The organism is Pedobacter boryungensis (assembly GCF_013204825.1).
Classification (GTDB): domain Bacteria; phylum Bacteroidota; class Bacteroidia; order Sphingobacteriales; family Sphingobacteriaceae; genus Pedobacter; species Pedobacter boryungensis.
Window position 1 is genome coordinate 422,117 of sequence record NZ_JABMKV010000002.1, and the last position, 12,116, is coordinate 434,232.

12 protein-coding genes are annotated in these 12,116 nt (G+C 34.0%); 8 read left to right on the top strand and 4 right to left on the bottom strand.

All coding sequences use genetic code 11. From position 1 onward, the window contains the following. The first annotated feature begins 5 nt into the window (after positions 1 to 5). On the top strand, positions 6 to 2,111 hold the full coding sequence (gene recG, locus HQN85_RS08370; protein ID WP_173271157.1) for an ATP-dependent DNA helicase RecG: 2,106 nt from the start codon (positions 6 to 8) through the stop codon (positions 2,109 to 2,111). Here the strand turns inward: recG and HQN85_RS08375 are convergent, their stop codons facing one another. After that, a complete protein-coding gene (locus tag HQN85_RS08375; protein WP_173271159.1) occupies positions 2,112 to 3,347 on the bottom strand; it encodes a serine hydrolase domain-containing protein in 1,236 nt (411 codons plus the stop codon). 183 nt (positions 3,348 to 3,530) lie between these two features. On the opposite strand from HQN85_RS08375, the gene fumC reads away from it, so the two are divergent. The 6 genes from fumC to HQN85_RS08405 are packed head-to-tail and all read left to right on the top strand — an operon-like array spanning position 3,531 to position 7,741. Continuing rightward, the gene (gene fumC / locus HQN85_RS08380; RefSeq protein ID WP_173271161.1) at positions 3,531 to 4,928 is read left to right on the top strand and encodes a class II fumarate hydratase; all 1,398 of its coding nucleotides are present in this window, start codon (positions 3,531 to 3,533) and stop codon (positions 4,926 to 4,928) included. 38 nt (positions 4,929 to 4,966) lie between these two features. Continuing rightward, positions 4,967 to 5,473: a fumarate hydratase gene (locus HQN85_RS08385; protein WP_173271163.1), complete on the top strand. Its 507-nt coding sequence runs from the start codon at positions 4,967 to 4,969 to the stop codon at positions 5,471 to 5,473. Position 5,474: 1 nt separating this feature from the next. After that, positions 5,475 to 6,275 carry a S1/P1 nuclease gene (locus HQN85_RS08390; RefSeq protein WP_173271165.1) on the top strand — a complete coding sequence of 267 codons (801 nt, stop codon included), beginning with the start codon at positions 5,475 to 5,477 and terminating at the stop codon, positions 6,273 to 6,275. A gap of 17 nt (positions 6,276 to 6,292) precedes the next feature. After that, on the top strand, positions 6,293 to 6,727 hold the full coding sequence (locus HQN85_RS08395; RefSeq protein WP_173271167.1) for a hypothetical protein: 435 nt from the start codon (positions 6,293 to 6,295) through the stop codon (positions 6,725 to 6,727). A 1-nt stretch (position 6,728) separates the two neighbouring features. Then, the gene (locus tag HQN85_RS08400) at positions 6,729 to 7,166 is read left to right on the top strand and encodes a low molecular weight protein-tyrosine-phosphatase (RefSeq protein WP_173271169.1); all 438 of its coding nucleotides are present in this window, start codon (positions 6,729 to 6,731) and stop codon (positions 7,164 to 7,166) included. A 14-nt stretch (positions 7,167 to 7,180) separates the two neighbouring features. Then, positions 7,181 to 7,741 carry a DUF1543 domain-containing protein gene (locus HQN85_RS08405; protein WP_173271171.1) on the top strand — a complete coding sequence of 187 codons (561 nt, stop codon included), beginning with the start codon at positions 7,181 to 7,183 and terminating at the stop codon, positions 7,739 to 7,741. An 11-nt stretch (positions 7,742 to 7,752) separates the two neighbouring features. Here the strand turns inward: HQN85_RS08405 and HQN85_RS08410 are convergent, their stop codons facing one another. Next, positions 7,753 to 8,193, bottom strand: coding sequence for a carboxymuconolactone decarboxylase family protein (locus HQN85_RS08410; protein WP_173271173.1), 441 nt, complete (start codon positions 8,191 to 8,193; stop codon positions 7,753 to 7,755). A 77-nt stretch (positions 8,194 to 8,270) separates the two neighbouring features. Further along, positions 8,271 to 8,843: a Crp/Fnr family transcriptional regulator gene (locus HQN85_RS08415; protein WP_173271175.1), complete on the bottom strand. Its 573-nt coding sequence runs from the start codon at positions 8,841 to 8,843 to the stop codon at positions 8,271 to 8,273. A gap of 116 nt (positions 8,844 to 8,959) precedes the next feature. On the opposite strand from HQN85_RS08415, the gene HQN85_RS08420 reads away from it, so the two are divergent. Next, positions 8,960 to 9,415: a PA2169 family four-helix-bundle protein gene (locus HQN85_RS08420; protein ID WP_173271177.1), complete on the top strand. Its 456-nt coding sequence runs from the start codon at positions 8,960 to 8,962 to the stop codon at positions 9,413 to 9,415. Between the two features lie 69 nt (positions 9,416 to 9,484). On the opposite strand, the gene cphA is transcribed toward HQN85_RS08420, so the two are convergent. Next, positions 9,485 to 12,103 carry a cyanophycin synthetase gene (gene cphA, locus HQN85_RS08425; RefSeq protein ID WP_173271179.1) on the bottom strand — a complete coding sequence of 873 codons (2,619 nt, stop codon included), beginning with the start codon at positions 12,101 to 12,103 and terminating at the stop codon, positions 9,485 to 9,487. Positions 12,104 to 12,116: the final 13 nt, after the last annotated feature.

A 12,116-nucleotide genomic window follows, 5' to 3' on the forward strand; every position in this document is an offset into this window, starting at 1 on the left:
CTGCTTTGTTTGCCTCAAATTTAGATACACCTTTAGTTTACTTAAAGGGCGTTGGTCCTAAACGTGCCGAACTACTCCAAAAAGAGTTAGGCATATTTACGTATGAGCAACTTTTAAATCATTATCCTTTTAGGTACATCGACAGGACCCGGTTTTATAAAATAAATGAATTACATCCTGAAATGCCGTTGGTACAAGTAATTGGCAGAATTATAAGTAAAGAAACCATAGGTGAAAAACATAAAAAAAGGATTGTTGCTAAGTTTACAGATGATACTGGAACAATGGATCTGGTTTGGTTTCAGAGTTTAAAATGGGTAGAAGACCATGTGATGCGTGGAAGTATTTACATCGCCTTTGGTAAACCAACCTTGTTTAATAATAGCTTCAGTATTTCTCATCCAGATTTAGAAACTTATCCCAGACAAACTGGAATTACAAGTAATTTAACCTTACAACCAATTTATAATTCTACAGAGAAGCTTAAAAAAAGCTTCTTAGATAGTAAAGGCATTCAGAAGTTAATTCATCATATTATTGAATTACACATCAACGAAGTTAGAGAAAACTTGCCTGCTTATATTTTGAAGAAATATAAATTAATTAGTAAGAAAGAAGCTTTGATTCATATTCATTTTCCTGCGAATACATCGATGTTGCAACATGCCGAAAGGCGCTTAAAATTTGAAGAACTATTCTTTATTCAGTTGCAACTCCTGCATAACAAACAACTACGAAGTTTAAAATTTAAAGGGGCGTTATTTAATGTTGTTGGAGAGAAGGTAAATACATTTTACAACACTATGCTTCCTTTTGATCTAACAAACGCACAGAAGCGGGTAATTAAAGAAATAAGATTAGATACCCAAAAGGGTATTCAAATGAACAGGTTAATTCAGGGAGATGTAGGTAGCGGGAAAACTGTAGTAGCTTTAATGAGTATGCTATTGGCAAATGATAATGGTTATCAGGCATGTATGATGGCGCCAACTGAAATTTTAGCTCGACAACATTATCAATCCTTAGTAGACTTATTAAAGGGTGAATTAATAACCGTTGCTATTTTAACAGGAAACACCACTAAAAAACAACGAACTGTTTTGCACCAACAATTAGAGGCTGGCGAAATAAATATTTTAGTAGGTACACATGCGCTGATTGAAGATAAAGTTCAGTTCAAAAACTTGGGCTTGGTTGTAATTGATGAACAACATCGTTTCGGTGTAGAACAAAGGGCTAAGTTATGGCGCAAAAATGTTGTTCCACCACATATTTTAGTCATGACAGCTACACCAATTCCTCGTACACTTGCCATGACTTTATATGGTGATTTAGACGTTTCTGTAATTGATGAATTGCCAGTAGGAAGAAAACCTATTGAAACGATACATTTATTTGAAGGTCAACGAATGCGGATGTTTGGCTTTATGAAACAGGAAATTGCCAAAGGTAGACAGGTTTATATTGTTTATCCGTTGATACGGGAAAGCGAAAAATTAGACTTATTGCATTTGGAAGCTGGTGTAGAACAAATGCGTTATCAATTTCCTTTGCCAGATTATCAAATTAGTATTGTGCATGGACAAATGCCAAATGCAGATAAGCAGTATGAAATGCAAAGGTTTATTGAGGGCAAGAGTCAAATTATGGTGGCAACAACTGTAATAGAAGTTGGGGTAAATGTACCCAATGCATCGGTAATGATTATCGAAAATGCAGAGCGATTTGGTCTTTCGCAATTACATCAGTTAAGAGGTAGAGTAGGTCGTGGTGCCGAACAATCTTTTTGTATTTTAATGACGGGTAATAAATTGGGACCGAACTCCAAATTGCGGATAGAGACTATGGTTAAAACCAATAATGGGTTTGAAATATCGGAAATAGATTTACAACTCCGTGGACCAGGAGATATTACAGGTACACAACAAAGTGGGGTGTTAGAACTTAAAATGGCAAATTTGGCAAAAGATCAAATCATTTTACAAGAAGCTCGAAATACAGTAATTGAACTTTTTGAAAAAGATGCAATGCTTGAATTGCCGGAAAATATACTTCTTAAAAATTATCTTAACAAAAGAACAAGAGCAATTGCTTTTGATAAAATCTCTTAATTAATCTTCGTCTGTACCAGGTAAAGAACCACTTCCTGTGTAAGCTCCCTTACGGATAATTGGCATTTCTAAATATTTAAATAAATCATCTAAATGCATTAAGCTGCCGTTGGTTAAATTTCCTAAGAAAATAACTACGATATCTTTATCCAAGTCACGAACATAAATATGGCGGAAACCATGCCACCAGCCAGTGTGATAAACTACTTTGTCCATTCCCTCACCATCAAACATTCTCCAACCATAGCCATAATTGAAATGCCCGTTTACGGGTTTGTTGTGGCCAGTATAAGCAGAATCCAAGCTTTTCTGAGATAATAATCTTCCGTTTTTTAAATACTTATCATATAAAAGTAAATCATGGATTGTGCTATAAATTCCTTTATCACCAACTGGCCCATCTAAAAAGTTTTGTGCTACAGAATATCTAAAATTATTACGATCATGACCAACAACATCTACAGGAATTTTTGGGTAGACCGTTGTCGAATATACATGTGTATGTTTCAGACCAGCAGGTTTAAAAACATGTTCCATCATGTAATCTGCATAAGATTTACCAGTCACTTTTTCTATAATAGCCCCCAAAACCATAAAATTTGAGTTGTTATAATGAAATCTATTGTCGGGTTTAGTATATGGATTTGGTTTTCGTTCGGCAATGATATCCATCACCTCTTGGTTTGATACCCCTTTCTTTTGATTACGTTTTTCTTTGCGCCAAATGTCATCGATAAAATAAACATAGTTCATCATCCCACTTCTGTGGGATAAAAGTAATTTAATGGTTATGCCATTATATGGAAAATTTGGATAGAATTTTTTTACATCATCTGTTAACTTTAGCTTTCCAGCTTCCACTAATTGCATAATAGCTACTCCAGTGAAAGTTTTAGTAATAGAAGCTAATTCAAATTCTGAATTTATTTTTAAGCTATCGCGATGTAAATAATCTGCCCAGCCGATTGCCTTTTCGTATAAGATTTTACCTTTTCTGGCCACCAACATATTGCCATTAAATCCAGATTTTTTATGAAGATTTTGAGCAAAATCCGCAATCCATTGATCCCCTTTGGTTGGATCATAGGTGATTAACAAACTATCGGCTTTATCATCTTCTTTGGTTCTTACTTTTTTATCGGCCTCTGCCTTTTTAGCTTTTTCTTCTTTAGATGTGCAAGATGAAAGGGATATTATAGCGATTGCAAAAGCTGCAATGAGTAAACGAAACTTCATGTATAGGGATAACAGGTTTAAAAGGCGAAAAATAAGAATTATTGTCTTTTTAAACGCAAAAGAGTTTTAAACATTGTATTTAAATTTTTCTTTAAGTTGATAATGATTCTAATTTTCAATCCTATTAAATATGTTACTGCAAAACGGCTCAAAATCTTTAAATTTGTCAAAAAAAGTAACATCATGAGTTTCAGAATAGAACACGATACCATGGGCGAGGTACAAGTACCTGCTGATAAATATTGGGGCGCACAAACAGAGCGTTCACGTAATAATTTTAAAATAGGTCCAGAGGCAAGTATGCCGAAGGAAATTATACATGCTTTTGGTTATTTGAAAAAAGCAGCAGCTTTAGCAAATACAGAATTAGGTGTGTTGTCAAGCGAAAAAGCAAACCTAATTGCAAATGCTTGCGACGAAGTTATCGCAGGCAAGTTGGATGCAGAATTCCCATTGGTAATTTGGCAAACAGGTTCTGGTACGCAAAGTAACATGAACGCTAACGAGGTTATCGCTAATCGTGCGCACGTTTTAAATGGTGGAAGTTTGGCAGACGATAAAAAAGTGCTTCACCCAAATGATGATGTGAATAAATCGCAGTCTTCTAATGATACCTATCCAACTGCGATGCATATTGCTGCTTACAAACAAGCTGTAGAAATTACTATTCCAGGATTGGAAAAATTGAGAAATACACTTGTTGCTAAAGCATCTGGATGGAACGATATCGTGAAAACAGGTCGTACGCACTTCATGGATGCTACCCCTTTAACTTTAGGTCAGGAATTTTCTGGTTATGTGCAACAAATAGATAATGGTATTAGAGCAATAAAAAATGCTTTAGTCATGATTAGCGAGTTGGCTTTAGGTGGTACAGCAGTTGGTACAGGCTTAAATACGCCAAATGGTTATGATGTTTTAGTTGCTAAAAAAATTGCTGAATTAACAGGTTTAACTTTTGTAACTGCCCCAAATAAATTCGAAGCTTTAGCTGCGCATGATGCAATGGTAGAATTATCTGGTGCTTATAAACGCGTTGCAGTTTCTTTAATGAAAATAGCTAACGATATTAGGATATTGAGTTCGGGGCCACGTTGTGGAATTGGAGAAATTATTATTCCTGATAACGAACCAGGGTCTTCTATTATGCCTGGGAAAGTAAATCCAACACAACCAGAAGCATTAACAATGGTTTGTGCGCAGGTTATGGGTAATGATGTAACTGTTGGTATTGGCGGAAGCAATGGCCATTTCGAGTTGAATGTTTTTAAACCGGTTATTGCGGCGAATGTATTACAAAGTGGTAGATTAATTGGAGATGCTTGTGTTTCATTTAATGATAAATGTGCAATGGGTATTGAACCAAATAGACCAGTAATTCAGCAACACATGGAAAATTCTTTGATGTTGGTTACTGCTTTAAATCCACACATTGGATATGAAAATGCAGCTAAAATCGCCAAGAAAGCACATAAAGAAAATAAGACTTTACGTGAAGCTGCGGTTGAATTAGGTTTGTTAACTAGCGAACAGTTTACCGAATGGGTAAAACCAGAAGATATGGTTGGAAGCCTTAAATAAGTAAGTGAAAGTATAAAGACTAATTCAGAAATAAATAAATGATTTTTAAGAAGCCCCTCTACTTTTTACTTTTTACTTTTTTGATTTTTACTTATGCATCATGTACTAGATTACCTGATGTACAAGGTAAGGGAGAGGTTTTTTTACAAGGAATTTGGAACCAAGATAGCATTGCTAATTCGGTTAAGTTATTAAACTACACACAGCATCGGTTTAAAATAAGTTGCGACTCATTTTATGTAGATTTAACAACCCATTCTAAAGTAAATTACTATGAAGATTCTTGTTTTAATAAAGGAGTTTGGAAAGAATATGCTAAAGGGACATATATTGTTAAAGGAGATACATTATTGTTAACAGGCACTTTTACCAAAGCAAATTATAAACAAAAAGCTTCAGGATGTTATCGAAATGGCCAATATATAAGCAATTTCAAAATTAAATCATCAAGTCCAACTAGCTTAATACTGGAAAATTTAAATGACCAAAGAGAATGTACACTTGTTCTAAAAGAAAAAATAACCTGTGTACCTAAAGAATTATAAAATGAAAAGAATATCAGTTTTTAAGAAAATCGTTATCGTAGTTGCCTTATTGTATGTGCCATTTACTGCAGGGGCATGGGGTGTTTTAGGGCATAGAATTGTAGGTGAAGTTGCCGATCAATATTTACAAGCAAAAACTCGTTTGGCAATCAAACAAATTTTAGGTGCAGAAAGCTTGGCAATGGCAGCTAATTGGGCAGATTTTATAAAATCTGACTCTACCTATAATTATTTGAGCAATTGGCATTATGTAAATTTACCAGCAGATTTATCGAAAAGTGACGTTTATAAGTTTTTGGATAATCAGCCTTCGGCTAATATTTATAATAAACTTAATGAAATGATTGCGGTGTTAAAAAACACAAAAAGTACTGCAGATCAAAAGAAATTAGCTTTACGAATGGTTATTCATTTAGTGGGAGATTTACATCAACCTATGCATACAGCTAGAAAAGATGATTTGGGTGGAAATAAAATTTTGTTGAATTGGTTTGGTGAGAAATCTAATTTACATAGAGTTTGGGATGAAGGATTGGTAGGTTTTCAGCAATTAAGCTTTACAGAATATACTAAGGCAATTAATCACCCAACAAAACAACAAGTAATTAATTGGCAGCAAACGAGCTTAAAAGATTGTGTTTTTGAATCATATCAAATTTGCAATAAAATTTACGCTACTGGCATTAAAAATGATGATAAATTAAGTTATAAATATAATTTTGATTGGATTGATACTGTAAATGAGCAATTGCTTAAAGGTGGTGTTCGTTTAGCGAAAGTTTTAAACGATATTTATAAATAATCATTAAATTATTTATCATGAAAAGGCTGATTTTATTCGTGTGTATTTGCGCATTATTTTCTTGTAAAAAAGAAAAAGTAGAAGATATTACTAAGTATAATTGGGTATTGAAAACGCAAGTTGTAAAACCAGCAATAACTATTGATGGAAAAACATCTACAAATTATTTGAGTTTGCAAAATCCGGATGGTTGCTCTAAAAATTTTACCATTTCATTTCATGATAACGGTGTATTTTCAGTTGGATCGAACGGATCGCTTTGTGACATGGTAGCAAATTCAAATGCGCAAAAATGGAAAAAAGAAGGTGACCAAATTACCTTAGATTATGGAAATGGTCCCGGCGCACCTTTAACACTAAAAGAAAACACTTTAGTTGCTACCTCTACTTTTCCAAATAATGGAGCAACTTATTCGCTAACAAGCATATACGTTGCAGTAAAATCAAAATAGAGTGAAAATTTTAATGGTTTGTTTGGGTAATATTTGTCGTTCGCCAATGGCCGAAGGGATTATGCGCCATTTGGTTAATGAACAACACTTAGATTGGGAAATTGCATCTGCGGGTACAGGAAACTGGCACGTTGGAAAAGCACCAGATAGAAGAAGCATTCTTATTGCTAAAACTTTCGGTTATGACATTTCAGCTCAAAGAGGAAGACATTTTACAGTCGATTTATTTGATCAGTTTGATCATATTTTGGTGATGGATAAATACAATTTGAGGGATGTTTTAAATTTAGCTGAAACTGAAGAGCAGAAAAAGAAAGTAAAGTTGTTTTTAGCAGATGAAGCAGATGTTACCGATCCTTATCAAGACAGTTCGCTGTTTGAATCTGTTTGTGCATTGATAGAAAAAAGATGCATGGAATTAATCGAGGAACTAAAATAAACTAGCTAAAACTTATGCAAGCACCACAATTATTTATGATTTTATTGGGTTGTCGACCAGAAGGAAGACATACCGAACAACATGATATATTTTTTGGAATAGGAACTTCCCTAAAAGAATTAATACCAGAAATGAATGCTTTTTGGCCCGAGGCAAAAGGTAAAATTCATATAGATGCTTTACGAATTGTAAAAAAAGTTGGGACGCATCAAGTTACTGTTGTTAATAAAAGCGAAGAACTTAAAACTGATTTAAACAGCTTATTTTTTTTAAATTTAGGTGGTTATAAGAAAGATGAATTTGACGAATTACACTATAAAATACTAGTGGTTTCCGATCAAAAAGCTTTAGCAATTAAAGAAGCAAAAAAAACCAGTTTTTATAAACACATGGGTTATAAGGGCGCTACTTCTCATATAGATGATAAATTCGGTGTTGATGTTGATGATGTTTTTGAAATTAAGGATATTTTAACTGAAGACACAAAAAGCAAATATGCTTTAAAGTTTACACCAGCTGGAGAAATGCCAGAAGATGAAATCTTTTTAGGATACTTGCCTTTATCAAAAATTTAAATGTCAGAATATTAGGCAGGTTGCATATGCGTTGCAATTGCCATTCTATTCCATGCATTTATGGCCATAATAGCTACCATAATTTGGGCTAATTGATTTTCGTCAAAAAAAGCTTTAGCGACATTATATGTTTCATCTTTTACTCCACCATTAGCAATTAAAGTCATTTCCTCTGTTAATGCCAGAATTGCTCTTTCTTCTTCTGTGTATAAATCATGCACTTCTCTCCAAGCGTTTAATAAATAAATACGTTGCTCGGTTTCACCATGTTTTCTTGCATCTTTAGTGTGCATATTGATGCAAAAAGCACAACCGTTAATTTGAGAAGCTCTAATTTTAATTAATTCTTTATGTGTTTTACTAATTTTAGTTGTCCCTAAATAGTTTTCAACTGCCATAAAAGCTTTGTATGCCTCTGGTTCTAAAATTCCAATGTTTATTCTATTTTCCATTTCTATATCTTTTAATTTGATACATCAAAGATAAATTGAAGCACTTTTAAAAAACTTAAGCTGGTTTAAGAAATAATTTAAGGATGCTTTTTGCGTAATTCACTTAAATATTCGGGGGTAATTCCTAAATAAGAAGCTAACATGTATTGTGGAATACGCTGAATAAATTTGGGAAATAAAGAAACGAATTGCCTATAATTTTCTTCTTTCGAAAAATCATGAAAATATTTAACTCTCATTTGTGAGGCAGCGTATGCTCTTTGCATCATGATTCTAAAATATCGTTCAAGTTGTGGTAGTTTTTTAAATAATTCTTCCTGTTCTTGGTGTTCAATTACTGCAATTTCAGAATCTTCGACCGTTTGAAGATAGAATTTTGAAGGAGCCTGCATCATTAAACTCATATAATCTGACAGCCACCAATTTTCTAAAGCGAATTGAGTAATTTGTTCAGTTCCTTTTTCATTAATGTAAAACATGCGTAAAAGACCGGTTTCTACAAAATAATTGCCTTTACAAATCTGCCCCTCTTTTAACAAGAACTCCTTTTTCTTTATCGATTTTATTTTGACATAAGTTGATAAGACCTTAATATCATCCTCTGTTAACGAAATGTGGTTTTTTAGATGTTGTATAAAATTTGGATACATGGCAATATGTTTACACTTCAAATATATCAAAGGTTGTTGTATTCCTAAATGCGCTAAGGTATTTTAAACTTTTCATTTTTATCGCTGTTCTTAAAATACATCAAAACAATAATAATATGGAAACTAGAACAGCAAACGCAGAAGTATTAAACGATCTCATCTTAATTAATAACGATAGAGTTAATGGCTATGAAAGAGCAATTGAAGAATTAACTCCTGCAGATTCTGATTTGAAAACGCTTTTTGTGAAAATGATAGGAGAAAGCCATAAGCATAAAATGGCTTTAGCAACAGAAGTGCAGGCCTTAGGCGAAGATGTTGAAGAAGGAACTACAAACTCTGGTAAAATATATAGAGCATGGATGGATGTTAAAGCAATGTTTACAGGCCATGATCGTAAAACAGTTTTAAATAATTGCGAATTTGGTGAAGATGCTGCTCAAAAAGCATATAAAATGGCATTAGAAACCGATGGTTTATCAGCAAATATTAGAACCATGATCACAGAACAAAAAGCTGAATTAAGAGCTTCACATGATGAAATTAAGATGCTGAGAGACTCCCAATCGTAAATAAACTCTCGGTTAAACAAAAATCCTCCTGACGGAAGTTAGGAGGATTTTTTTATGGTAATGCTTTGATTATTTTTTATCCAATTCTTTATCTAAGTAATAAGTTGCTTTATGGATAGCATCATCAATTGTATCACTTAAAATGGTAATAAATGAACCAGATTTAGCATTAGCAATTAAATTTTTCATGCAATCCTCTCCATTATTATTAATTTCAATTGGCATATTCGGTTTAATTTCTTTTAATCCAACTAATAGGAGATCAATTAATTCTTGTTGTTTGCGTCCTCTTAGATATTTCTCTTGGCAAATCACAACTCTATCGAACATTTTAGCTGCAATACGAGCAGTTTCAATAATATCTTCATCTCTTCTGTCCCCAGTTCCAGATATTACACCCACATGTTCTGTCGCTTCAACAGTTTGTAAATAATCTTTAATGCCATTAAATCCATCGGGGTTATGTGCAAAATCTACCAGCACTTTAAAGTCTTTGAACTTAAAAATATTCATTCTACCTGGAGTGTGAGCTGCCGAAGGAATAAAGGTTTCTAAAGATGTTCTAATGTCTTCAGTTTTATAACCCCATAAGAAAGTAGTAAGGGTAGCAGCTAAAACGTTCTGTATCATAAAATCAACAGAAGCATTAAATGTTAAGGGAATATGCGTCGCTTTTTCAACACGAATTTTCCAATCTCCTTTTTTAATAGTTACATAACCATTTTCGTAAATCGCTGCAATGCCACCTTTTTTACAATGTTCTTTTATAACTGGATTTTTTTCATCCATACTAAAATAAGCTACATTACAATCTGCACTTTGAGCAATTTTTAAACAATAGGTATTATCAGCATTTAAAACTGCCCATCCACTTCTTTTTACAGCACCAATAATTACCGATTTTACACGAGTTAAATCATCCAAAGTATTGATATCAGAAATACCTAAATGATCTTCCTGAATATTAGTCACTACGCCAATATCGCATTTATTAAAACCTAATCCAGCACGTAATATTCCCCCTCTTGCAGTTTCTAACACCGCAACCTCTACTGTAGGATCCTTTAAGATGAACTCTGCACTAAAGGGACCAGTAGTATCGCCCTTCATTAATAAAGTATTTTGCACATAAATCCCGTCAGAAGTTGTAAAACCAACCCTACTTCCATTGTTTTTCACAATATGTGCAATTAAACGAGTAGTTGTAGTTTTTCCATTGGTTCCCGTTACGGCAATAATTGGAATACGAGCAGATTTGCCTGGAGGGTATAACATATCGATAACTGGGGCTGCAACATTACGAGGTAAGCCTTCGCTTGGGGCTAAGTGCATTCTAAATCCTGGAGCTGCATTTACTTCTAAAACAACACCACCGTTTTCAGTTAAAGGCTCAGTTAAATTCTTCGCCATAATGTCGATGCCACAAATATCTAAACCAACTATTCTTGAAATACGCTCGCAATTAAAAACATTTTGCGGATGTACCTGGTCTGTTACATCAATCGAAGTTCCACCTGTACTTAAATTAGCTGTAGATTTTAAGTACACAATTTCTCCTTTCGGAGCAACACTTTCTAATGTATATGATTTCTTTTCTAAAAGATCTAATGTGTCACGATCTACCGTTATTTCAGTCAACACATTTTCATGTCCATAACCACGACGTGGATCTTCATTTTCTTTATCAATTAATTGCTGAATAGTGAGTTTTCCATCGCCTTTTACATGTGCAGGAACACGTAAAGCAGCAGCCACCATTTTATGATCTATCACTAGAACTCTAAAGTCATGCCCGGTAATGAAACTTTCTACAATAATTCTTCGTGAGTATTCTTTAGCGTAATTAAAAGCGGCAATTGCTTCTTCCTCATTTTTTACATTGATAGTTGCGCCTTTACCATGATTTCCATCTAGAGGTTTGAAAACCAAAGGGAAGCCAACTCTTTTTATAGCATCATAAACATCTTCTAACGTTGAAGCTGTAACACCTTTTGCAACAGGAATTGCAGCATCACTTAATAAACGTTTAGTTTCATCTTTATTTCCAGCAATATCGACCGCAATACTACTGGTTCTTTCGGTCATGGTTGCTCTAAAACGAACTTGATTTTTACCGTAACCCAATTGCACCAATGAGCTTTTATTTAGCCTAATCCACGGAATATCTCTAGAAATTGCCTCATCCACAATTGATCCTGTACTTGGACCTAAACGTTCTGATTCTCTTAGCTCCCTCATCCTCTGAATATCGTGCTCTAAATCATATTCTTTATCATTTATTAGAGCTTCGGCTATGCGAACGGCAGATTCTGCCGCATAAACACCAGCTTTTTCTTCTAAATAACTAAAAACAACATTATAAATACCTTCAGTTTTTGTCTGACGAGTTCTACCAAAACCAGTATCCATGCCAGCCAAAGTTTGTATTTCTAATGCAATGTGCTCTATTACATGCCCCATCCAAGTGCCTTCTTCTACGCGTAATAAAAAGCCTCCAGGCGCTGCTTTAGAACAACGATGCGATTGCAATGTGGGAATTAATTTTTCTATTCTTTCTCTAAAACCAGCTATTGTATTGGTTGGGCGTTGTTCTAATTCCTCCAAATCCAAACGCATTTGGATTAATTTTTTTCTGTTAATAGACCAAATATTTGGTCCTCTTAGCACCTGTATGCCTAGTATTTTCATTGTTGTTTATTTA